Origin of the sequence: Paraglaciecola sp. 25GB23A, assembly GCF_040012495.1 — a bacterium.
Taxonomy (GTDB): Bacteria; Pseudomonadota; Gammaproteobacteria; order Enterobacterales; family Alteromonadaceae; genus Paraglaciecola.
In genome coordinates, this window is record NZ_JBDYKM010000002.1 from 370835 (window position 1) to 395184 (window position 24350).

Genomic DNA, 24350 nt, shown 5'->3' on the forward strand with positions numbered 1-24350 from the left:
TTTAGAATCACAGGGGAGGATAGTAAACTAAAGCCTTGATGGGGTAAACGTTCACGCATTTGAATAGGCTTTTATCGTAAGTAAATCAAAAGAAGAGATGATTACTCCACATAATCAAGAATTTAATTTTTTTGTAAATAAACCAACTCTTTTTCAAGTTTGATGCTAGGAAACAACTCGAACTGCTTAAGCAATATGACAATTTCTTGCTCTTTATTTTTATTTATATGATGGATATGACCCAATAAAATATACCAATTGACATTTTGTTGCTTGTTGTTTTGTTCTGCTTCATCAATCAGTTGGCCTAAGTAGCGTTCTGCCTCTGGTAATTGTCCCGTTTGATAATAGGCTCTCGCTTTTAGGTTTTCATAGCGTTGCGGTAAACGTAGCGTGAGCGAGTCTAACTCATTCTTAGTGAGTTCTCGTAGTTGTTCGATATAAACAATCAAGTCTAAGAAGTACCGATAGACATTCAGTAAATCAATGGTTTTAACGAGAATTTTAAAATGCTGGTAATAATTGATATCAGGGGAGAAGGATAGGGTGATGATTTTGAAATTCACTTTTTACTCCATTGTTAATCAAAACACAGATTAAATGCATCATTAATGCGATTAATAGACTAGACATTCTCACTCCTAAGCTATAGTTGATTATAACGCCAATATGTAATTTAATTGTTAATGAGCCTGCTAATTCGATGATTTAATAATATTTTTGAAAAAAACGGTAATGTAAGAGTAGTTAATTTATTCAAATAAAAAGGTGATAACAATGGAATCTTTAAATGTAAGTGATCATATGAATCAGCGACCTGTTACCTTTAAGCCAGATATGACAGTGGCTGAGGCGGTTGAGAGGTTATTACAAAGCCGACAAACGGGTGGACCAGTCATTGATGAGCAGAATAAAGTTATTGGTTTTTTATCAGAACAAGATTGCTTAGTGCGCATGATAGAGTCTAGTTATTATCGCGAGCAGGTCGCTCACGTTAAGGATGTGATGCGCACTGAAGTTATCGCAGTTAAGCCTTATTTATCCGTAATAGAATTAGCCCAGCGTATGATGACTGAAAAACCCAAGGTCTATCCTATTGTTGATGATGATGGTTATTTATTAGGCACCATTAATCGCTCTGCCTTACTTAACGCTATAGATTTACAACTGCGTGATGGCTACAAAAACGGCGCTTAATCACTGGTAATTTACAGGGACTTCTTTTAGGATCTACTTCGATTTCAACTAAGAGAAGTTCCATTGTCTGAGCGCGTATTTTCCCCCTCTGAACTCATACCTAAACAAATACATGCACAGATCAATACATGTTTGTCTAAGGATCGTTTTAAGTTTCGTCAACGCTTGCGAGCCGCAGAGCGTTTAGGCTCAGAACAAAACATCACTAAACTGCAAAATTTACTGGTTGATATAGAGCAATCAAGCAGTGTGGTGCAGTTAAAAAGATTAAGTCTGCCAAAAATTGAGTATCCCGATTTACCAGTAAGTGAAAAGAAACAAGATATAGCCGATGCCATAGCTGCCCATCAAGTGGTCATTATTGCAGGGGAGACTGGCTCCGGTAAAACTACACAAATTCCCAAAATTTGCATGGAATTAGGTCGGGGGATAGAAGGTCTTATTGGTCATACTCAACCAAGAAGGCTCGCTGCCCGCACGGTTGCACAACGCATCGCCCAAGAATTGAACAGTGAATTGGGTCAGCATGTCGGGTTTAAAATTCGTTTTTCAGACAACGTTAGCGAAGCCAGTTATATCAAACTGATGACTGACGGAATTTTATTGGCAGAAATTCAGCAGGATCGTTTTTTAACTCAATATGACACTATTATTATTGATGAAGCCCATGAGCGCAGTCTAAATATCGATTTTATTTTGGGCTATTTTAAGCAACTTCTGCCTAAACGGCCTGATTTGAAACTGATTATTACCTCAGCAACCATAGATCCGCTGCGCTTTTCTAAACATTTTGATGACGCGCCTGTTATTCAAGTAAGTGGCAGAACCTTTCCGGTTGAGATGCGATATCGCCCCTTAGATACCCAAGATAGTGACCAAACTCAAGGCATTATTGATGCCGTAAACGAGTTATTCCATGAGAAACCCGGTGATATCTTAGTTTTTCTCAGTGGCGAACGTGAAATACGTGACACCGCAGATGCATTAAACAAGGAGCAGTTTCGCCACACCGAAGTTGTACCTTTGTACGCCCGCCTAAGTGTTAGTGAACAAAACAAAGTATTTCAAAGTCATACTGGGCGTCGAATTGTATTGGCCACCAACGTTGCAGAAACCTCCTTAACTGTGCCCGGTATCAAGTATGTAATCGATCCTGGCAACGCCCGTATTTCGCGATACAGCGTGCGCAGTAAAGTTCAACGATTACCCATCGAAGCAATCTCACAAGCCTCAGCTAATCAGCGAGCCGGTCGTTGCGGTCGTGTTTCAGACGGAATTTGTATTCGTTTGTATGGTGAAGATGATTATCTCGCGCGGGGTGAATTTACTGATCCTGAAATTCTACGGACTAACTTAGCCTCGGTTATTTTGCAGATGATGGCCTTAGGCTTGGGTAAAATTGATGAGTTTCCTTTTGTCGAGGCACCCGAGTCACGCAATATCAATGATGGTTTTCGTCTATTAGAAGAGTTAGGAGCCGTAGCGGCGAATGAAAGCAGGCTGCAATTAACCGTAATTGGTAAGCAGCTCGCCAGATTACCGGTAGATCCTCGTTATGCCCGTATGGTAGTTGAGGCAGCACGACTTAATTGCGTATCAGAAGTACTCATTATTGCCGCTGGTCTGAGTATTCAAGATCCCCGCGAGCGGCCGCAGGACAAGCGCCAAGCTGCGGATGAAATGCACAGTGACTATCGCAGTAAAGAGTCAGATTTTTTAGGCTTTTTATTGCTGTGGCAAGACTTTAAGCAGCAACAAAAAGACCTCGGTGCTAATCAATTACGTACTTGGTGTAAAAAGCATTTCATTAACTTTTTACGTATGCGTGAATGGCAAGACATTGTTAGCCAGTTAAAGAAATCAGTGGCGGAATTAGGCTTTGGCATTAGTCATACCGAGGCCGATTATCAAGCCATTCACCAAGCAATGGCGGCAGGCCTGTTATCACATCTAGGATTCAAAGATAAAGATCGCGAATACTTAGGTGCGCGCAATAGCCGTTTTATGATTTTTCCAGGTTCCGGTTTATCCAAATCACAACCCAAGTGGACGATGGTGGCTGAACTGGTAGAAACATCAAATTTATTTGGCCGAGTTGCCGCTAAAATTGAACCAGAATGGATTGAAGATCTGGCCCGTCATTTAACCAAAACGGAATATTCAGAGCCTCACTGGTCTAAAAAACAGGGCGTAGTGCAAGCTTTTGAAAAAGTGACTTTGTACGGCTTGGTTTTGGTATCACAACGACGACGCACCTATAGCGCTATCGATCCTGTGGTAAGCCGAGAGATATTTATTCGAGAAGCTTTGGTGAACCTTGATACCAAGTTAAAATTTGCCTTTTTGACTCATAATCAAAAAGTAATTGCTGACATTGAAGCTTTAGAAGAAAAAAGCCGTCGTCGGGATTTATTGGTCGATGAAGAAACTCTGATTGAATTTTACTCAGCAAGACTACCTGAGCATGTTTGTAGCGAAGCCGGTTTTAAAAAATGGTGGCAAAAACAAACAAATCAACAAGCGGATTTTTTAGATTTTGATCCCCAAGCGCTGATAAAAAAAGACGCCTCACATATTGATGAACACTCGTTTCCAGAAACCTTTAGGCAAAATAATTTGCGTTTGGCGCTGAGTTATCATTTCGAACCCGTTGATGAAGATGATGGGGTCAGCTTACTTATTCCCTTAGCTTTATTGAATCAACTCGATGATGTGGGTTTTGACTGGCTTATTCCCGGCTTACGTCACGAATTAATCGTCGCCTTGATTAAAGGTTTGCCCAAACGCCTAAGACGAAATTTTGTGCCTGCCCCCAATTATGCTGATGCCTGTTTATCTGATTTAAGTCAGCTTGATAAAAAAGGGCAATTTGTGCCGTTTATTCAAGCTTTGACCCATAAACTAAAACGCATGACGGGTATTGAAGTCAGTGAAGACGAATGGCAGTTAGACTCTTTACCTAAACATCTGCGGTTTAATTTCAAAGTATTAGATGAAAATGGCAAGGTGATCCGCCAAGGTCGAGACTTAAATACCTTACAACACGGTTTGCAAGGTAAAGTAAAACAAAATTTACAAAAAGTGGCGACGCCAGAGTTAGAACAACAAGGCTTAAGTCAATGGTCTTTTGATGACTTGCCTAAAGAATACGTCAGCAAGAGCGCAGGCTATGAAATTAAAGCATTTCCAGCCCTGGTTAATGAAGGCAAGACTGTTGGCATAAAGTTGTATGAGCAGGCACACTTAGCCCAAACCGCGCATAAATTAGGTCTACGTCAGTTAGTGGTATTGGCCATACCTTCGCCCATTAAGTACTTGCAAGAAAAACTACCCAACAAAGCAAAATTGGGTTTGTACTTTAATCCGTTTGGCCAGATACAAACCTTAATTGATGACTGTATCAATGCAGGGGTGGATGCTTTAATTGCAGAATTTGCACAAAAGTTTTCGACTTCTATTCGCAGTAAAGTTGAATTTCAAGCTTGTTGTGAGTTTGTGCGTCAAGATATTAATCCCTTAGTGTTAGATATTGCGCAAAAAATTGAAGTAGGCTTGACCACCGCCCATGGTATTAATAAAAAAATGAAGGGAAATGTACCTCTCACCATGATCCATGCACACAGTGATATTAAGCAACACCTCGATTCTCTGGTATTTCCTAATTTTGTTAGTGCTATTGGCGTGAAAAGGCTAGTTGATTGGCAGCGATATATTGAGGGGATCAAACGACGTTTTGAAAAATTACCGATTGATCCTATAAAAGATAAACTTCATCAACTTAATATTGAAAAAATACAGGGAGAGTACCAAAAGAAATGCCAACAACTTCCTCTAGGTAAGGAAATCCCTAGTGAACTTGCTGAGGTTAGGTGGTTGATTGAAGAATTGCGTATTTCCTTTTTTGCCCAACAATTAGGCACAAATGTGCCAATTTCAGCAAAACGTATTGCTAATCAGCTGGCGAGTCTCTAAATTGATAGCTTAAGTCGTTGACTTTATTTTGTAGTCACCCTATAAACAATGTGTGCAAAAATAAAACAGGAAGAGGTATTTGATGTTAGGTTATGACGATAAACGCAATTTTTTTCGGATGATGATTAATTCCCCATGCGAAATAGTGGTAAATGACGATGAGTCAACTCGAACTCTGCAAACAGTTTGCAAAGACATCAGTGCGACTGGGATGTCGTTTGAATTAGATGAAAGCTCACTTGAAATTGGAACCTTGGTCAGTGTTCATATTGCTTCTACAAGCAGCCAAATCCCTTCTTTGTCAGCCAGCGCCAAAGTGGTGCGCTGTGAATCAAATGGTGAAAACTCCTGTGTCATTGGCGTTGAGATACTAGAAATGAAATGATACCCAACGCCAGCCTATGAGGTTTATGACCTCATAGGACGCGACAGACTAAGCCTTTTAAGTAAAATCCCTCAGGATAAGCAGAGCCTACTGGGTGATCAGCTGCTTGTCCTAAACGTTCAATAAATTGCACTTCTCGACCTGCATCTAGAGCTGCATCGGCCACAACCTTCTGAAACAACTCAAAAGACAACAAACCAGAGCAACTAAAGGTACAGAGTATCCCACCAGGACGCATTATTTGCATAGCCAACATGTTGATGTCTTTATAGCCACGACAACCTCTGACTAAAGAGTTTTTAGATTCGATGAATTTAGGCGGATCCAGAATTATTTGGTCAAACTGTCGGCCTTTCTCTCGGTAATCACGCAATGCTTCAAATACATCAGCATTAACAAAATCACTTTTCGACACATCTAAGGCGTTAATTTCAACATTACGTTTAGCTGTCTCTAGGGCTAAGTCAGAGACATCAATATTAGTGACATGTTTAGCGCCAGCGGCAAGTGCATAACTGCCAAAGGTACCGGTGTAACAAAAACAGTTTAATACGTCTTTGTCTTTGGCATACTTGGCCGCTATGGCGCGGTTATCTCGTTGGTCGAGGTAAAAACCTGTTTTATGTCCTTGTTTTACGTTAACAATTATTTTTATGCCGTTTTCTTCAATCACCACTTCATCAGGTACTTCGCCGTGCAGCACTTGCATCAACTCAGGCAAGCCCTCTTTTTTACGCACAGAAACATCACTACGCTCATAAATCACTGCGTCTGGAAATTCTTTTAACAGCGCCCAGACAATTTTTTCACGGTGTTTTTCTGCCCCTGCAGACAAAAGTTGGCACACAAAAATATGGTTATAACGGTCTATGGTTACGCCAGGTAAGCCATCTGATTCTGCGGCGATCAGGCGATAAGCAGTTAAACCATGGCGGTCGATAATATCTAAGCGGCCCTTTTGCGCACGGGCAATACGGCGTTGGAAAAAACCGTTGTCGATACTTTCATTTTGTTCAAAAGTCCAAATTCTTATTTGTATTTGGGATTCAGGCGACCACGCGCCACGACCTAACCAGTTTCCCTCTGAACTGAAGACATCAACCGTATCGCCAGAATTTAAACGACCAACTTGTTTGTCGATGGCGCGGCTAAAAATCCACGGATGACGGCGTAATAAAGATTTTTCTCTTTCGGGCTGCAAAATAACGCTAGAAGACATAAAGTAGTGCACTCTTAAATTTTGCCAAATTGTACCGAAGGTTTCGGTCAAGCTATACAAAATAAGGTAATTAAATGCGATTTATTGATTTTGAAGCAGGATGTGGTGCGCAAGGTTTGTTTATGAGTGAAACTGACCTTCCTAATATTAAAAAAGGGCAGGCATTGGTCAAGGTCGCTGCATTTGGTATTAACCGCGCTGATACACTGCAACGCCAAGGGCTATATCCACCGCCCAAAGGTGAAAGTCTCATCCTTGGATTAGAGATGGCCGGTGAAATAGTGCAGCTATCTAGCGAACTGACAGATTCCTGTTCGTTTAGCGTTGGTGATAAGGTTTTTGGGTTGGTTGCAGGTGGCGCTTATGCTGAATATGTCACTGTGGATATAAGACATTTATTGCCCAAACCCGAGCAGATGAGTTACGCCGAAGCCGCAGGTGTGGCTGAATGTTTTCTAACTGCTTATCAAGCAATGTTTGTTGAATATGAATTGCTTAAAGGCAGTCAGGTATTAATCCATGCTGGTGCCAGTGGAGTGGGGTTAGCCGCTATCCAATTGGCTAAACAGCAAAATTGTCACATTGCCGTTACTGCTTCGAACGCAGAAAAGCTAAAGGCTTGTAGCGATAATGGTGCAAATCTATTAATTAATTATCACGAGACTGATTTTGTTGAGGCTCTCAATGTGCATGCTAAGCGTGATTTAATCATTGATTTTATTGGCGCGGATTATGTAAATCGCAATCTTGCTGTCATTAATTTAGATGGCTGCATTATTCAGTTAGCCATGTTGGGCGGTCGTTATGCCGCCAATATTGATACGGCATTGTTACTCGGTAAACGCGTAAGCTGGATTGGTTCAACGCTACGCAGCCGCACTGCTGATTATAAGGCCAACTTAGTGGAAGGCTTTAAACAGCAATTTGCGGATAAACTAGAGAACAAAGACCTGAGTAGCAATATTGATGTCGTTTATTCGATTACTGACGTTAGCCTTGCGCACGAGCGCATGGAAAATAATCTCAACACCGGCAAATTAGTCTGTGTTTGGTAGTCAGTTAATATCCTGTTTTAGCCAAAAGGTTTGTTAAATACAGTTGTTTAACGTGAATAATCGTTTAAAAAATTTAACAAGACTTCCATGGTGATTTCAATATCCCGACTAAAAATGGCTTCGGCTGGATGGTGACTTATGCCTTTTTCACAACGCATGAAGAGCATGGCTACAGGACAAATATTGGCCATCGCCATGGTGTCGTGACCAGCACCAGAGCTTAGTGTATGAGATTTAATCCCATATTTATTGATAGCTTGGCTAAGTTGGGTTTGTAAGTCATTATTACATTGTACTGCATTGGCTGCATGGGTCTGTGTAATTTGGAGGTTGAGCTTTCTTTGCTTGGCTATCTGCTGGATCTTTTGTTCAATATCGGTAAAAGCGGTATTTCTTTGTTCATCGTTATCACTGCGTATATCGATAGAGAACTCAGTTTTACCTGAGATTACGTTGGTTGCCCCAGATAAACATGTCAGCTTGCCAACTGTTGCTACAACCTGATGGTTAAGGGCTAACGCTTCAATAGCTAATATCATTTCTGCTGCGCCGGCAAGCGCATCTTGGCGCATTGTCATTGGAACAGTGCCGGCATGGCCTGCCATCCCCGTGAGTACACATTTAAAACGTCGTGCACCCGCAATGGCGCTAACAATACCTACTGGCAGGTCTAAGGCTTCTAAAACTGGCCCCTGTTCTATGTGAACTTCTATAAAAGCGTCAATATCCTCTCGTTTGCTATGCTTTAGCTTATTGATATCAAGCCCAAATTCTTCCATTGCCTGCTCCAGCGCAATGCCTTCATTATCTTTTAGTTCTGCCCACTTTTCTTGCCAAGATCCAGCAACCGCATGACTACCCAGCAAAGTAGCGCCGAAACGCGTACCTTCTTCATCCCCAAAACCGACAATCTGTACATTAAAGGGTAGTGTTTGCATCGTATCATGGAGATATTGTAACAAGGCGATGGGGAGCAAAACGCCAAGAATTCCGTCATATTTACCGCCATTTGGTACAGTATCTAAATGACTGCCTATTACCAGAGTGGGAGCTCCTAATATTGTAGATTGCAATGCACCCCATTGATTACCAGCTTCATCTTGCCAGACACTCATACCAGCCTGTTGCATCCATTGAGCGACTTGAAGATTGGCACTTTTATGCTCTTTGGTTAAATACCGTCTGTCCATGCAACTTGGATTTTGACTCAATTGCGCAAGTTGATCGCAGCGTTGATAGGTTAAAGAAGCATAGGCTTGTAATTTATTCATAGATTACTCGCGGCATATACCGCTAGAGCATTATCAACACATTGGCCAGGAGACATGCTGTGACCTGCTCGGCGCAGTAGGGTTTCCAAAGACTGCAGTGTATGTAATACGGTATCTTTTCTAGCGTTGTAGCCCATTGTGCCTATGCGCCAAATTTTGCCATGTAATGGACCGAAGCTGGTGCCGATTTCAATATTAAAATCGTTTAAAAGTTGCATTCTCAGAGCATCACCATTGATCCCTGAGGGAATATACACACCCACCACATTATTCATTTTGTGTTTGAGATCGCCAAAGGGTAGTAAATTTAAGCCTTTTATTCCAGCTAGCATCGCATCACCATGTAATTTATGTCTGATGATTGATTTATCGATGCCTTCTTCAAGCAAGGTAAAGGCACACTCTCTGGCACAATAGAGCATGGAAGTGGCTTCGGTATGATGATTAAGACGCTCAGGACCCCAGTAATCGAGGATCATAGACAAATCAAAATAATTTGACGCAATTCGACGTCCTTGGCCTTCGGTGTGATGCGCAGCTTTAATTCCGGCTTCGATATGTTTGCGTTGGCGCACCAAGTCGACGAAACGCTCACTCAATGTAATCGGCGCACTGCCACTTGGTCCCCCCAGACACTTTTGCAAACCAACCGAAACCGCATCTAATTGCCATTTATCGGTTTCAAAAGGATTACCGCCGATGGATGCCGTTGCATCAGAATAAAACAATACATTATGTCGCCGACAGATCTCACCGAGATGATCTAGAGGCTGCAGCATAGTGGTGGATGTGTCACCTTGAACTATTGCTAAAACCTTAGGTTTTATTTTCTGAATAGCATCCTCTATTTGTTCTGGCAAAAAAACTTGACCCCAATCAACTTCAATGCAGTGCACATCAGCCCCAGCCCGTTCTGCGATTTCTTTCAGTAAGTGACCAAAACGACCAAAAATAGGCACTAAGACCTTGTCGCCTGGTTCAATACACGATACCAGTACCGCTTCTATACCTGCTCTAGATGTGCCATCGATTAATAAAGTGGCTTTATTTTCAGTTTTAAATACTTGACGATATAAACTCATAACTTCGTTCATATAACCCGTCATCACTGGATCATATTGGCCAATAAGCTGAGTCGACATAGCGCTTAGTACCCGTGGGTAGCAGTTAATCGGGCCGGGGCCCATAAGTAAACGGGGAGGGGGATTAAGTCGATTCATAACGATATTCCTAAATAAAAGACTGGATTAACATGCGTGCGCCGGTGATAAGTAATACCACTGCGAATACCTTTTTGAGTAAGTTGGCATCCATTACTGAAGCCAGTTTGGCACCTACAGGAGCAAACAAAACGGTGAGAGGAACAATACAGATAAAACCAACAAAATTGACTAAACCATAAGTGCCTAAGGGGGCGTCAGCGGGCGTTTGGCCCAGCATTAACATGGTAAGAGCCGCTGGAAACGAAATAATTAAGCCTATGGCGGCCGCTGTTCCCACCGCTTTATGGGCAGGGTAGTTGCAGGCAGTCAAAATGGGTACTGACAATGTGCCGCCACCAATACCTACCATTGAGCTAAAAAAACCAATACAACTGGCCATAATACTTTGCCCAACACGTCCTGGTAGTTGTTCAACAATAGCCGATTTCCCAGTGCGTAATAGCATATTTAAGGCGGATAAACTGGCTACAATGCCAAACAATGCACTTAACCACTGTCCGCCAATAAAGGTAACAACACTACTACCAATTAACACACCGATGAGAATAAAAAAGCCCCATGCTTTAAGTAAACTAAGATCAACATTGCCCTTGTTCATATGAGCTCGAATCGAACTAATTGAGGTAGGAATAATCGTTGCTAAAGAGGTGGCAGTTGCGATCATCATGGCGCTTTGAGGAGAAACGCCAAAGCGTTGAAACAAAAAATATAATACCGGCACGATGACGATACCACCGCCCACGCCTAAGAGACCAGCTAGTATTCCAGCGAAAACCCCAGTAGTGGCTAAGGCCAAAATAGTGGGGAGGTTTTCCAACAAAACGTTCATATTACTTCCTGGTTAATATTTATAAAAGAGTCGCTAATGCTTTGCCGTCACTACGTGGATCACTTGCTGCACTAAGGTCGTTATTCTTATCGAGTACAATGGCGCCAGCATGACCCATGAGTTCATTGCAGGCAGCAACGACTGCTACGTCATGGCCTCTAGCAATAAGTTGTCCTATAACGTCAGTGTGCATGTCTTCTTCTACTTTGAGATTATTACTGGTGTCGCCCCATGTCCGGCCCAATAGCCATCGAGCTTCTGCAATGGATTGATTCAGGGGTTTTTGTTGATACATATAACGAGAAAATAACGCCGCTTGTGTTTGTGGTTGACCTTCGCCCCCCATAGTGCCGTAAACCATGCGTCGCCCATCATGACAATCAGCAAAAGCAGGATTGAGGGTATGGAAGGGTTTTAATCCTGGAACTAAACTATTAATGTTTTCTGCTTTCAGGCTAAAAGAAGTGCCACGGTTGTTCCAGACTATGCCGGTTTTGGGCAAGACCACACCACTGCCAAATTCCCAATAAACACTTTGTATATAACTGACCATGCGGCCCTCTTGATCACATGCGCCCATCCAGACCGTGTCGCCTAATTTTGCTTCGTGCGGCCAAACTAAAGCGGTATCTAGAGAAATGGCCTCAAGTAACTTACTCAGTTCATCTGCAGTCAAAAATGTCTCAAGCGGACGAGATAAACGCGAGGGATCAGTTAAATATTGGTTTCTAACAATAAAGGCTTGTTTGGTACATTCAATCAATAAGTGAATGAAGTCAGCATCACTTTTAGCTTGATGTTTAACTTTGTCGAATAAAGCTAAAATTAATAAAGAGGCTATGCCTTGAGTAGGCGCAGGTAGATTATATAAGGTCGCTACTGAGGTTGTTACACTCAATGGCTCAACTTGCTTGGCAACATAGGCATTTAAATCGCTCAGGGTGATGGGGGACCCAGCCTCAGCTAAATCTGCGGCTAAGTCTTTTGCAATTTCGCCATGATAGAAATCCATTAAGCCACTTTCAGCTAAACGACTGAGAGTCTGTGCGATTTTCGGTAACTTAAGAATTTTGCCTTTTCTAAGGGTATGCCCTTTGATTAAAAATTGCTCAAAATTAGCCAAAGAAGAGAGGTCCTCAAAGGTTTTTTCACTGGCATCTTGTAAACTTTGCGTAACTTCAATCCCCCATTCTGCTTGACCAATAGCTGGTGACAGTAATTCAGCTAAGGGAATAGGACTTTGCCAGTGTTGGCTAAGTTCAAGTGCTTTGTGCCAACCAGCAACCGCGCCGGCCATCGTTAAAGCCGCTAAACCTCCACGGGCAGGAATGCTGTCATGGTGTTGGTAAAAATCTAAGGTCGCTCCTTTAGCCGCGGTGCCACTGGCATCAATTGCAATAGGCTGCTTACCGGGTTCGCTAATAAGCCAAAACCCATCGCCGCCCATGCTGTTCATATGTGGATAAACCACGGCAATAGAGGCCGCTGCGGCTACCATTGCTTCAACGGCTGTTCCGCCTTGCTCTAAGATCTTTTGACCGACTTGACTTGCAGCATAGTGAGGAGCCGTAAAGGCAACTGATTTATTTTTATTATTCATTACATTAGGTCCAGAAAAGTTTTTGCAAATTCGAGTAGTTGATGATCATGATATTTAGCGCCAATAATTGAAATACCCATGGGCTCATTTAATTCTTCTTGCAACGGCAGGTGTAACTGAGGCAATCCAGCCATTCCCGCGATACAAGTCATAGACAACAAGGTATTTCGGTAGCGAGCCAAATCAGCGTCATTAAGGTTTAAGGCTGGCGCTCTGCCTGGTGTAGTGGGAAGCACAACAAAGTCTACTAATGCAAATACCTTATCAATTTGTTGTTTAAATTGATGTTGTATTGTTAGTGCTTGATGCTGTTGTTTGGGTGTAATGCCGCGACACCACTCAAATCGCGCGGCAATATCCGCAGCAAACGTTGGTTGGTGCTTTTCAATCCATTGTCCATGGGTCGCCCAAATCTCAGCCCCTTGCAAAGTTCTGAATGCTCCAGCAACTTCTTCTAAGTTGCTGAAATTTAGCACTGAGGACAATTCTACCCAAGTCAAACTCGCCTTGGTTTTAGTTGTATCAAGTACCTTATTGATGCTTGATTGCTGAGCACAAGCCGAATTAATCTCACGACTGTAGCCCAAGCGCACAATTTGACCGATGGGCTTTTGCTCTAACGCAGTTAATAGTACGTTAGCAACCTTACTTAATGTCACTAGATCTCGGGTCATCCAGCCAACCGTATCAAAACTAGGTGCTAAACCAACCATATGTTCAGTAGACAAAACACCATGACTTGGACGTAAACCAAATAGGCCGTTATAACTAGCTGGAACCCGAATTGAGCCACCGGTATCTGTGCCAAGACCTATGTCAGCGCTGCCTTGCGCCACTGCAACTGCTGATCCACTACTCGAGCCCCCGGGTAAAAGTGCTGAGTTGCGGGGGTTAATGGGGGTGCCATAGTGTATATTTTGACCATTTAAACTATAGGCTAATTCATCTGTAATGGTTTTACCCACTATGCTAGCGCCATTATTTTGTAAAGCAGTCACGATAGGCGATGTTGTTTTTGGTATAGCATGAGTACTACACCAATCGGGATTACCTGCTGTGGTTGGATAACCTGCTATGTGAAATAGATCTTTGACTGCAACACTAAGTTGAGCTAAAGGTTGTCCTTCTCCGCGTAAGGGGGGAGTAAACTTCAGTATATAAGGACTGCTGACGCTTTTATGCTGCATTATGGAGTTAGTGTTTGTTAAAATATAGTCTAATGAAACAATTGTTTCATGCCATAGTCAAGTGAAACAAGTGGTTTCAGGCAATAAATATAACATCAAGCCCCTTATTCGAGTTCATCAAGCAAACTAAAGCGTGCAGAAATATTTGCAATTCTTTTTTGGCCCTGGCTGGTTTGAGTACTTAACACCTTATTACAGATGACTGAAATTAAACTCATCGGCGCCGCATAGCTATCTAATGCCTGTTCTTGGCCTAATTGACAAATAAATAAGTAATGTGTGTTGTCTTTATAGACCTGACCCGAAGGATCAGCAAAAAGAGCGACTTTGTGTTGGCTAAATTGTTTTAGCAAACTGGCAAAAATTCTTGGACGCCGCCTGAAACCTATAAAAATAATCAGTTCATCAGCAGCGATATCTTCTAGGTCTTCACTGATACTTTGACCTGGGTAGGGCAGTACCCTTACGCCAGTTTTTATTTGCAGCAGTTGTTGGCGAAAATGCAAAGCCACAGGATAGCTATTGCGAAAACCAACTAAGGTAATGCGCTTGGCCTGCACAATGTCGTCGATAAATTGTAACAATTGCTGATTATCAATATTATCAAAAGTCTGTTTTAGCCTATTAAGTTCTGCTTTATACCCTGTGATATCTGAACTGTAAGTACTGATAGGGTAACCGGACGCTCTTAATTCATTCATTTCACGTTTTACATCAAAATGAGAATCGTAACCAAGTTGCCTAAAAAAACGACTTACAGTGGCTTTTGATGTTTGCGTGATTGTTGCTAGTTCAGCTACCGTACAGGTAATAATATCTTGTGAATTATGTAACAAATGATCGGCTAACTTTCGACCATTAGGCGATAATTCCCCATAAAGTCGCTCGATTCTTTGAGTAAAGGGCAGAGTTGATGTAGACAAAATGTTGATAACCATAACGAAGAATACAGGCAGCATAAAATGCTTTTAACAGGACTACAATGCTTAAGGGGGCTTGGCTATTTTTTATAAACTCCAAGTGTTAACATTATCTAAAAAATAAAGCGTAATTAATTGATGAATTATCAACGCATAGTGGTGTTAACTGGGGCAGGTATTTCAGCGGAATCTGGTATAAAAACCTTTCGTGACAGTAATGGTTTGTGGAATGATCATACGATTGAGGATGTTGCCACGCCACAAGGTTTCGAGCGTTGTCCGCAGCTCGTTTATGACTTTTATAATGCCCGGCGCAAACAACTGTTGTCTGCTGATGTCAGTCCTAATTTAGCTCATTTCGCACTGGCCAATATTGAGAAAATGATCGGAAATGGTTTACTACTTGTGACGCAAAATGTTGATAATTTGCATGAGCGAGCAGGCAGTAAAAATGTGCGACATATGCACGGTGTTTTGCAGCGAGCTCGTTGTATTGTGAGTGGTAAAGCCATAAATATAACGGGAGATTTTGATCAAAAATTGGATTGTACGTGCTGTTATCCCAGCAATAGAATGCGGCCCGATATAGTTTGGTTTGGTGAAATTCCGCATTATATGGATGAAATAGCAGAGGCGATAAGCAACTGTGATCTATTTGTTTCCATCGGTACTTCGGGTAATGTTTATCCTGCAGCGGGTTTTGTGGCACTTGCCAATCGAGCTGGCGCACATAGCGTAGAACTAAATTTAGAACCTAGCTCAGGTACAAATCAGTTTGCCCAGCACCATTATGGTCTAGCAAGTGTTATAGTGCCGCGTTTCTTTAACACAATTACTAATTAGAGCAGCATTAATGTCGGATCTTTTTTCTCAATATTGGCTAGAATTTTTAACCATTGCCAGCGTGCATCTTTTGGCTGTAGCAAGTCCAGGTCCTGATTTTGCAGTGGTATTAAAGCATAGCATTAGCTACGGGCGCAGAGCCGCAATGTATACCAGTGTTGGTATTGGCCTTGGTATCTTAGTGCATGTTGCGTATTCATTGTTAGGCATAGGTTTATTAATAAAAAACACGCCAGGCGTATTTACCTTATTGAGTTATGCCGCGGCAGCTTACTTGTTATATATCGGTTGGGGGGCACTAAAAAGTGGCCCACAGACGAATTTAAAACACGACCCCCAGCAAACGAATCAGTTGATTATTTCAGATAAAAAAGCATTTTGGGTTGGTCTACTAACCAATGGCTTAAATCCCAAGGCGACTTTATTTTTCTTATCGGTATTTGCCGTTGCGGTTTCTCCAGACACGCCTAACCAGGTCAAAATGATTTATGGCTTGTATCTCTGCGTTGCAACAGGCTTGTGGTTTTGTTGTTTATCCTATTTTTTAAGCTCTAAAAAAGTGCGCAGCTTTTTGTCGGCCAAAGGTTACTGGTTTGATAGAGTAATGGGTACTGTACTAATACTATTAGCAGTTAAATTGGCAATGACAGCCTAATTGTCAATATTTTCAATGATTTAAATTTTTATAAAGGCGACAGCGTGGAACATAATAAATATGACAATGTAGGTGGTAGTATTGAAAACAGCCTACAGGGCAAGGCTAATCTTGATATGACGGCGCTTGCAAAAGAAGCTTGGAACATCAGTCAAACACGCAAGGGCAGCTTGCTGCAAGGGTCCCTACTTATTTTCGGCGTAGTACTATTGTGCATAGCAATTTTGGAACAGATTTTTGATGTTCAAGATTGGGCAGTCGCACCACCCAATGTTCAGCTTGCTTTACAGATTGTGGTGACCGTTATAACAGCACCATTAGTGGCTGCTATGTTTATGACTGGTATATCCCACAGTGTAGGTGAGCGCCCGGCATTTTCTAAGGTATTACGCCGGATTATAAATTCAGCACTGGTTATTTTTATAGCGGTATTGATATTAGTCATAGTTTACTTGGGTTTTGCATTATTTCTTTTGCCAGGCCTTTATCTTGGACTAGCCACAGGTTTTTCGATGATGTTATATGTAGAAAAACAGCTGCCACCGAGCCAAGCTATATTGCAATCTATTCGAGTATTTAATCGATACTGGTTGCATCTCAGTATATTTTATATGGCTGCTTTTATGATGTTTATCGCAGGGATGTTTACTTTTGGATTAGCTTATATTTGGATTATTCCATTTTATTTTAATTTGAAAGGGGTTCTATACCGTGAGTTGTTTGGCATTCAAGTAAAGCGGCAAGATACAGAGGTAATTAATGAAAAAGAAAGTGACTCAGTCTTTGATGCCTAAACATAAAAGCAAGCACAAAGCGAAAGTAAATTATCGACTGATTATTTTAATTAGTTTCTTAATCATTGGTCTCGCTGCTATTTTTTTTAAAACCAAGGTTGAACCCGAAGATGTTTCAAATGACATAGTCAGTATGGAACATATGGAAGTGCCACCTTTGGAGATTATCTATAAAAAAGTACCCAATTTTGCAGAAATTGAAGATATAACAGAGAAAAAGAAACAATTTTTTAGCTATTTATTACCTGAAATTAGACGCCAGAATACTATAGTACTTCGAGAACGTGAGATTGTATTGTCTCTGTCTAATCAATTTGCCCAATCGCCAACCCTGAGTGTTCGACATCGCCAAGTTTTAGATAAATTGGCGATTAAATATCAGTTAGAAGACGAAGAATCGACACCGGCTTTATTAAAAGAGCTAGTCAAGCGCGTTGATATTATTCCTCCAGCATTAATTTTGGTTCAAGCAGCAAACGAATCTGCTTGGGGAACTTCGCGGTTTGCACAAAATGGCTACAATTTTTTTGGCTTGTGGTGTTTTAAAAAAGGCTGTGGATTTGTGCCAACTCTAAGGGGAGATGATGAGGCTCACGAAGTGGCAAAGTTTCGCAATATGTCTCATGCTGTGATGACATATATTAGAAATTTGAATAGGCATTATGCCTACGCTGAGCTGCGCGATGTAAGAGCGAAGTTGAGAGCTAGAAATCGTCCTATAACTGCTGAAGCACTGGCCCAAGGGCTCCATAGTTATTCTATTAGAGGTCAAGACTACATTGACGAAATATTAAGCATGATAAGAGTGAATCGTAAATATATGAATTTATCCGCATGAAAAAGTTACTGCTAACCCTTATTTTACTGGCGCAAACGACTGTCGCAGAGCAGATTGACGTGGAGTATTCGCGTTTTTATACCCACTTAAAAAAAATTGATAAGGAAGAACTAAACGCCTTGCAGTTTTCTTTTGGTTTTAAAAAAGCGGGGGAAAGTTACTTGTGTGATATTAATCAAGCAACGATTGTGACCCAAAAAATGACTATTCCGCTGACCATTGATCAATATCATCGTTTTACCTTACCTACTGAAAAAGCCTTAAAACTAGCTAATGCATTTGTCACGATAGATTTACAACAGCCAGCAAACCAATGCGATATGTCGGTGCAGCTTGAAACCAAAGCTGAATATTTGAAATCTAGCTATAAGCAGCAAGAACTCATTTTATTGTCAGCTCAATATAAGCAATTTTTTAGTGATATGGGCAGTTTTTTGTCTTTTATGATGCCAAGTAGTGACGGGCTTAAATTTACCTTTGCTGAAACACCAACCTTACTTGAACACAATAAAGATGTGGTCATAAAAAAGCAGGAAGTTGATGTCTCAGATGAAGCGATTGAACAAGCAAAACAAGGGCTGAACTTTAGCCAAACACCTATCAGAATCAATGGACTCGTTAGGCAGTAAGCGGCTCGTTTTAGCTCGAGATTTGTAAGTGATTTGCTCAATATCTATGTATGTAAAGCCTTGGATGAAGACCAAGGCTTTATGCTTACTCACATTGGGGTTAAGTGCTTAATCTAAGTTGATACTTGATCTGATCGGCGATACGCGTAACGCTATTGCGGCCTTCTTCTATCAGTTCGTTTGCTCGGTAAAATTCCATCATGCCAAAATCACGCAATTGCGGCTCTATCAGTATATCGGGAGGATCGCCGGCTAGCCTCGACCGTGTTACTCGACCTTGCAATATGTCTAAGGAACCGGACATGGCATTGAGTATTGAGGGGGTAGGTAAGGCAACTGTAGTAGGATTATCTTCAGAGACAGGTTCTTCAGCATTGGCCTGATCTAATATGTTTATTTCACTTTCTGCTGTTAAATCTTGCGGTTCAGCATCCGGCGCATAATCCAAGTTTTCGTCATTTGACTTGCTGCCTTTTTTAAACCAATTTTGAATTTGATTTTGACTACGTTTAAAAAAGTCAGAGGTTTTTTGTTGATTTCTCTCGTGCTCCAACTGGTCTTGCAACAAAGACTGGGGACGAAAATCAGCACTTAAGTTAATCGCGAATACAATATCTGCACCCAGTAAACGGCATAAGTTGACGGGTACTGGATTAACAACACCACCGTCAACTAACCAGCGCTTGTTTATGCAAACTGGCGGAAATAAACCAGGGATAGCGCATGACGCTCTCACCGCCTCAATAACCGAACCTTGAGTGAAGTTAACTTCACGCCCACTGTATAAATCTGTGGCAACTGCCGCAAATGGTTTGTGTAGTTTATTAAAATCATCAAAGGCAAAATTATCTTCTAAGGCTTTGAATACTTTTAAACCACTGACTAAACCGCCTCGATAAAAGCCCACACCCATCAGTGCAAATACTTGCCATTCTGTTAAACTTTTTACCCAATCTGATAAGGGTTCTAATTTACCTGAAGCATACGCCGCCCCGACGTAGGCGCCGATGGAGCACCCTGCAACAATATCAATTTTAATGCCCAACTCTTCAAGTGCTTGAATCACCCCAATGTGAGCCCAACCTCTCGATGCTCCGCTGCCTAATGCTAACCCTATTTTCATTTGAATATTCCTTGCCTTCGCAACTTGTGCATTTTATAGATTAATGATTTGCACGCTTGTTGTGTCCAAATTATCCTCGAGATGTTCCATGGGAGAAATTAATGGGGGATCAAAGCCAATATCACCATCTTCAAATGGTGTTAATTGGGTTTTAAGCCCACTGAAATTAAACAGCTTATTATCCGCTAAATGTGAAGGCGTTATATTTTGCAGTGATCTGAACATTGACTCAATTCGGCCTGGAAATCGCTTGTCCCAATCATTTAACATCGCTTTTATGGCAACGCGTTGTAGATTATCTTGCGAGCCACATAAGTTGCACGGAATGATTGGAAATTCCATGACAGTTGAATAACGGGCTATATCTTTTTCACTACAGTAGGCTAGGGGACGGATCACTATTTGTTTGCCGTCATCACTAACCAGTTTAGGCGGCATTGATTTTAATTGACCACCGTAGAACATATTTAAAAATAGAGTTTCTAGTAGGTCATCACGATGGTGGCCTAAGGCAATTTTGGTCGCGCCTAACTCAGTTGCTGTTCGATACAAAATACCTCTTCTGAGCCGCGAACATAATGAGCAAGTGGTTTTACCTGCTGGAATTTTATCTAACACAATAGAGTAGGTGTCTTCTTCTACTATTTTAAAGTCGACCCCCAATTGAGTAAGATAATTTGGCAATATATGTTCAGGAAAGCCAGGTTGTTTTTGATCAAGGTTTACGGCAATGATACTAAATTTAATCGGCGCGACTCTTTGCATATACAGCAACACATCTAACATGGTGTAACTGTCTTTGCCGCCAGATAAACATACCATCACTTTGTCACCGTCTTCAATCATATTAAAGTCGGAGATTGCTTGACCGGTAGAACGACGTAGTCTTTTTTCTAATTTGTTGAAACTATATTTCTTTTTGCTGTCTAGGGCTGAAATCTGACTCATTTGCTCGTCTTAAAAATACTGTTATTGCATCTAGCGTTGTGCAATTATAACGGAAAATACGTTAATAAAAATCAGTGATTTAGACTTCCTTTTTAATAGTTATTGTTTAAATTTGATTAATCCACAAACACATCAACGTTGTAGCGGCCTGCCATGGAACTAGCGATAGACATCACAGAATTAAAATTTAATTGGGATAATCACAGTTCCTTTGCCTTGAATATACCTACTTGGCAAGTTAAAACGGGACAAAAACTATTTTTGTATGGGCAATCTGGCAGTGGAAAATCCACCTTATTAAATATTTTAAGTGGTGTTATAAGCGGGTATTCAGGCCAATTAAAGGTGCTAGGCCATGAATTAAATTTGTTGTCTGCTTCGAAGAGAGATCAATTTAGAGCAAACAACATCGGCATGATATTCCAACAGTTCAATTTATTGCCCTACCTCAGTGGAATACAAAATATTCAGTTAGGTAGTTATTTTTGTTCAAAAGATAAAGCCAAACAGGCAGATTTACTCACTCAGTTATGTGAAAAATTGCAGCTAAGTGCAGAGCTACTTGGTCAATCAGCCAGTCAAATGAGTGTCGGACAACAACAACGAATTGCACTGGTTAGAGCCTTACTTAACCAACCCAAGCTTATTATTGCCGATGAGCCGACATCAGCCTTAGATAGTGAGTTACGTGACCAATTTATCCAGTTATTGTTAGATTGCGCTCAAGACAGTACTGTGGTGTTTGTTAGTCATGATCGAGGTCTTGCACATCATTTTTCGCAGCAGCTTGATTTATCTAATCTGATTGTCTAACAGGAAAATTGATTAACATGATGTTATTTAAATTGATATTAGCCAGTTTATTTTCACGTAAATGGATGGTGCTTCTTACTTGTTTTTCTATCGCGATTAGTATGTTGGTACTCGTTAGTGTAAGTCACATCGAATTACAGGTCAGGCAAAGCTTTGAGCGTTCAGTGTCAGGCGTTGATCTCATCGTGGGTAGTCGTACCAGTCAGTTAAATTTACTACTTTTTTCAATATTCAGAATAGGATATCCCAGTAATAATGTCTCATGGCAAAGCTTTACAACTTTGGCATCTGATCCCAAAGTATCATGGGCTGTGCCCATTGTATTAGGCGATTCACATAGGGGTTATGCAGTAGTTGGCACTACTTCAGACTATTTTGAACACGTGAAGTTTGCAGAAAAAGAAGCATTAAGCCTTAATAAAGGCCAGTTGTTTGATCACGGTGATGAGTTGGTAATAGGTGCATCTGTCGCTCAAGAGTTTGGCTATCAACTCAATCAACAAATTATTCTTTCTCATGGGGCTGGCAAGGTAAGTTTTACTCAGCATAAAGACCACCCTTTTAAAGTAGTAGGCATTCTCAACACCACGGGAACACCAATCGATCGGGCGATATATATACCGCTTGGATCAGTAGATAAGCTGCATGATGTGGGGGCTCATCATTCTCATGAAGCAGAAGAACATGAGGCTGAGGCTGAACCACCCAGTGTTATTAGTGCCGCTTTATTTGGGGTTAGCAATAAGATTAGTCTTCTCAGTTTACAACGCAGCATAAGTCAAAGCTCCATGGAGCCATTAAGCGCTATATTGCCAGGCGTAGCCCTGCGTGAGCTATGGCAACTTATGTCTGCGGTAGAAATGAGTTTAAGAGTAATCGCTATTTTAGTGCTGGTTGCATCGTTAATCGGGATGATGACGATGTTGTTAGCCTCTATGCGTGAGCGTCAAAGAGAGCTCGCTATCCTCAGAGCACTAGGTGCTAGCCCTTGGGTCATCGTCTTTTTAGTTGAAAGTGAAGCCTTTTTGATCACTCTATTTGGCTGTATCACCGGTTATATTATGCTAATCATCGCTTTGGTTTTTGTGCAACCTTATTTAATACAGCACTATGCTTTTGTTATTAGTGCCGTACCTGATCCCATGGCTACAATGACTTATATGGGCTTGGCTGTAGGTTTTGCGTGTTTACTGGCCCTAGTGCCTGCCTTAAGTAGTTATAGAAAAAGCCTGTCAGGGGGACTGCGCTTAACTTAGTATTTGCTGACTAACAAAGTGTCACATCCGATCAATTAGTTTCATCGTTTACAAGAAACTACCTTTCTTTGAATTTCGTTTTTAAGCTGGTTGAGGGGGCCAAGGCAGTCGTTATAATTGTAGCGGGCAGCTAAGTAGCATTTGCATCAATTAATAGCTCAGTTGATTAAACAAAAAGGCATGCGCAACGTTAAGCTAATGTTTAATTTTTTAACCAAAACCTCTGTTCAGGAGTAAGACTACTACTCCGGCAAGCATCAATTACAGGCCGTCGGGCTTCATTTTACAGAACAATAGAAATCCAAATAGCGCATATTCGCCTAGCTACATCATTTGCGGTGTTCGAACACGTGATTTCTATATCTTGGACACAAGGTGTCGCACTAGGTTAACTCTGCCAACTCATTAAAGCTTGCGCTTCATAAGTTGTCTTGAGGATACTCCGAGTCTTCTTCACTACGCAGATTTATGAAATGCATTCATGCATTTGACCGAAGAATAAGCAGTGCGCCCACTACAACCACCAAAGGATTTTCTAATATTGGCACCTCTTGCGTAAAAAATACACAAAATTCACTAACATCACAACTTCCTTGTGCTAGGCTTGGCCCGCAATCTGTAGACAAGGTTTTGACCTCATGAATAAAGTTATTTTTCCAGTGAAGACAAGAGAGTTTCACAACCATCATTTTGATTCGACAATCTGGAATGACTTTGTATTTCGTGACGACGACATTGTCATTTCAACCTATGCCAAATCAGGGACGACTTGGATGCAGCAAATTGTGTCTCAGCTACTGTTCTCAGGAGAGAAGGGCTTAGAAGTTGCTCAGATGTCGCCCTGGATGGACTTGCGAGTGCCTCCGAAAGATGTCAAGTTGCCTGAGGTCGAAGCACAGACCCATCGTCGATTCGTAAAAACCCATTTGCCTGTGGATGCCCTGGTATTCTCACCAAAGGCTAAGTACATCTACATCGGTCGAGACGGGCGTGATGTTATTTGGAGCCTTCATAACCATCATCTTAATGCTAACGGAGCATGGTATGACGCCCTTAATAATACGCCAGGCAGAATTGGTTCAGGAATCGAACCACCATGCTCGTCGATCTCTCAGTATTTCGACAGTTGGTTGGAAAAAGACGGCTTTCCATTTTGGTCGTTCTGGGACAATGCCCGCACATGGTGGGCCGTTCGGAATTTGCCAAACGTGCACATGGTGCATTTTGCAAATTTAAAGACAGATATGCCGGGTGAAATTCGCCGCATTGCAAAATTCATTGGCACACCCATCGAAGAATCGAAGTGGGAAAATATATTAAAGCATTGTAGTTTCGACTATATGAAGGCCAATGCTTCAAAGAGTGTTCCTCTTGGAGGGGCGTTTTGGGAAGGGGGCGCAGAGACATTTATTCATAAAGGCACTAATGGTCGGTGGCGTGAAACGCTTTCTGCAAAACAGGTTACGAATTATGAGCAGTCTGCAGAATCAAAGCTCGGTCCCGAATGTGCACATTGGTTTGCCACGGGGGAGCTCAAATAGTTGCTTTCCTGTGTTTAGCCAGATTTCGCATAACAATCTAACTTCAGATGCT

At 41.5% G+C, this 24350-nt stretch carries 22 protein-coding genes; 12 read left to right on the forward strand and 10 right to left on the reverse strand.

What is annotated here, in order from left to right; translation table 11 throughout:
- Positions 1-122: 122 nt before the first annotated feature.
- Positions 123-566, reverse strand: coding sequence for a hypothetical protein (locus tag ABKW31_RS06930; RefSeq protein ID WP_348615557.1), 444 nt, complete (start codon positions 564-566; stop codon positions 123-125).
- Between the two features lie 211 nt (positions 567-777).
- Here ABKW31_RS06930 and ABKW31_RS06935 point away from each other — a divergent pair, with 211 nt between their 5' ends.
- The 3 genes from ABKW31_RS06935 (at position 778) to ABKW31_RS06945 (ending at position 5554) form a co-directional block, all read left to right on the forward strand.
- Positions 778-1197: a CBS domain-containing protein gene (locus ABKW31_RS06935; protein ID WP_348615558.1), complete on the forward strand. Its 420-nt coding sequence runs from the start codon at positions 778-780 to the stop codon at positions 1195-1197.
- 63 nt (positions 1198-1260) lie between these two features.
- Positions 1261-5169 carry an ATP-dependent RNA helicase HrpA gene (gene hrpA, locus ABKW31_RS06940; RefSeq protein ID WP_348615559.1) on the forward strand — a complete coding sequence of 1303 codons (3909 nt, stop codon included), beginning with the start codon at positions 1261-1263 and terminating at the stop codon, positions 5167-5169.
- Positions 5170-5251: 82 nt separating this feature from the next.
- Positions 5252-5554, forward strand: a complete 303-nt coding sequence (locus ABKW31_RS06945) for a PilZ domain-containing protein (RefSeq protein ID WP_348615560.1) — start codon at positions 5252-5254, stop codon at positions 5552-5554.
- Between the two features lie 31 nt (positions 5555-5585).
- Here ABKW31_RS06945 and ABKW31_RS06950 read toward each other — a convergent pair whose 3' ends face one another.
- A complete protein-coding gene (locus ABKW31_RS06950) occupies positions 5586-6773 on the reverse strand; it encodes a class I SAM-dependent methyltransferase (RefSeq protein WP_348615561.1) in 1188 nt (395 codons plus the stop codon).
- 74 nt (positions 6774-6847) lie between these two features.
- Here ABKW31_RS06950 and ABKW31_RS06955 point away from each other — a divergent pair, with 74 nt between their 5' ends.
- Positions 6848-7828 (forward strand): NAD(P)H-quinone oxidoreductase, encoded by a 981-nt coding sequence (locus tag ABKW31_RS06955; protein ID WP_348615562.1) that lies wholly within the window; start codon positions 6848-6850, stop codon positions 7826-7828.
- A 47-nt stretch (positions 7829-7875) separates the two neighbouring features.
- Here ABKW31_RS06955 and ABKW31_RS06960 read toward each other — a convergent pair whose 3' ends face one another.
- From ABKW31_RS06960 to ABKW31_RS06985, 6 genes are all read right to left on the reverse strand, one after another.
- Positions 7876-9099, reverse strand: coding sequence for an allantoate amidohydrolase (locus tag ABKW31_RS06960; protein WP_348615563.1), 1224 nt, complete (start codon positions 9097-9099; stop codon positions 7876-7878).
- Positions 9096-10319: an alanine--glyoxylate aminotransferase family protein gene (locus tag ABKW31_RS06965; RefSeq protein WP_348615564.1), complete on the reverse strand. Its 1224-nt coding sequence runs from the start codon at positions 10317-10319 to the stop codon at positions 9096-9098. The genes ABKW31_RS06960 and ABKW31_RS06965 overlap by 4 nt, the downstream gene beginning before the upstream one ends.
- Positions 10320-10329: 10 nt before the next feature.
- The gene (locus tag ABKW31_RS06970; RefSeq protein WP_348615565.1) at positions 10330-11151 is read right to left on the reverse strand and encodes a sulfite exporter TauE/SafE family protein; all 822 of its coding nucleotides are present in this window, start codon (positions 11149-11151) and stop codon (positions 10330-10332) included.
- 19 nt (positions 11152-11170) lie between these two features.
- The gene (locus ABKW31_RS06975) at positions 11171-12751 is read right to left on the reverse strand and encodes a gamma-glutamyltransferase family protein (protein ID WP_348615566.1); all 1581 of its coding nucleotides are present in this window, start codon (positions 12749-12751) and stop codon (positions 11171-11173) included.
- On the reverse strand, positions 12751-13938 hold the full coding sequence (locus tag ABKW31_RS06980) for an amidase (protein WP_348615567.1): 1188 nt from the start codon (positions 13936-13938) through the stop codon (positions 12751-12753). The genes ABKW31_RS06975 and ABKW31_RS06980 overlap by 1 nt, the downstream gene beginning before the upstream one ends.
- Before the next feature lie 104 nt (positions 13939-14042).
- Positions 14043-14861 carry a MurR/RpiR family transcriptional regulator gene (locus tag ABKW31_RS06985; RefSeq protein WP_348615568.1) on the reverse strand — a complete coding sequence of 273 codons (819 nt, stop codon included), beginning with the start codon at positions 14859-14861 and terminating at the stop codon, positions 14043-14045.
- A gap of 135 nt (positions 14862-14996) precedes the next feature.
- Between ABKW31_RS06985 and cobB the strand changes: the two genes are divergently transcribed.
- Genes cobB through ABKW31_RS07010 form a run of 5 tightly spaced genes read left to right on the forward strand, consistent with a single transcriptional unit; the run spans position 14997 to position 18617 of the window.
- Positions 14997-15701, forward strand: coding sequence for a Sir2 family NAD+-dependent deacetylase (gene cobB, locus ABKW31_RS06990; protein WP_348615569.1), 705 nt, complete (start codon positions 14997-14999; stop codon positions 15699-15701).
- 10 nt (positions 15702-15711) lie between these two features.
- A complete protein-coding gene (locus ABKW31_RS06995; protein ID WP_348615570.1) occupies positions 15712-16356 on the forward strand; it encodes a LysE family transporter in 645 nt (214 codons plus the stop codon).
- A gap of 44 nt (positions 16357-16400) precedes the next feature.
- Positions 16401-17150, forward strand: a complete 750-nt coding sequence (locus ABKW31_RS07000; protein WP_348615571.1) for a hypothetical protein — start codon at positions 16401-16403, stop codon at positions 17148-17150.
- Positions 17116-17988, forward strand: a complete 873-nt coding sequence (locus ABKW31_RS07005; protein ID WP_348615572.1) for a glucosaminidase domain-containing protein — start codon at positions 17116-17118, stop codon at positions 17986-17988. Before ABKW31_RS07000 ends, ABKW31_RS07005 begins: the two co-directional genes overlap by 35 nt.
- Positions 17985-18617, forward strand: a complete 633-nt coding sequence (locus tag ABKW31_RS07010) for a DUF2987 domain-containing protein (RefSeq protein WP_348615574.1) — start codon at positions 17985-17987, stop codon at positions 18615-18617. Before ABKW31_RS07005 ends, ABKW31_RS07010 begins: the two co-directional genes overlap by 4 nt.
- Positions 18618-18717: 100 nt before the next feature.
- Here the strand turns inward: ABKW31_RS07010 and ABKW31_RS07015 are convergent, their stop codons facing one another.
- Positions 18718-19740 (reverse strand): patatin-like phospholipase family protein, encoded by a 1023-nt coding sequence (locus tag ABKW31_RS07015; protein WP_348615576.1) that lies wholly within the window; start codon positions 19738-19740, stop codon positions 18718-18720.
- 33 nt (positions 19741-19773) lie between these two features.
- Complete coding sequence (ttcA, locus tag ABKW31_RS07020; RefSeq protein WP_348615578.1) at positions 19774-20688, reverse strand: tRNA 2-thiocytidine(32) synthetase TtcA; 915 nt, start codon at positions 20686-20688, stop codon at positions 19774-19776.
- 153 nt (positions 20689-20841) lie between these two features.
- Here ttcA and ABKW31_RS07025 point away from each other — a divergent pair, with 153 nt between their 5' ends.
- From ABKW31_RS07025 to ABKW31_RS07035, 3 genes are all read left to right on the forward strand, one after another.
- The gene (locus ABKW31_RS07025; protein ID WP_348615579.1) at positions 20842-21501 is read left to right on the forward strand and encodes an ATP-binding cassette domain-containing protein; all 660 of its coding nucleotides are present in this window, start codon (positions 20842-20844) and stop codon (positions 21499-21501) included.
- Positions 21502-21518: 17 nt separating this feature from the next.
- Positions 21519-22757 (forward strand): FtsX-like permease family protein, encoded by a 1239-nt coding sequence (locus ABKW31_RS07030; protein WP_348615580.1) that lies wholly within the window; start codon positions 21519-21521, stop codon positions 22755-22757.
- Positions 22758-23395: 638 nt separating this feature from the next.
- Positions 23396-24298: a sulfotransferase domain-containing protein gene (locus ABKW31_RS07035; protein WP_348615582.1), complete on the forward strand. Its 903-nt coding sequence runs from the start codon at positions 23396-23398 to the stop codon at positions 24296-24298.
- Positions 24299-24350 lie beyond the last annotated feature (52 nt).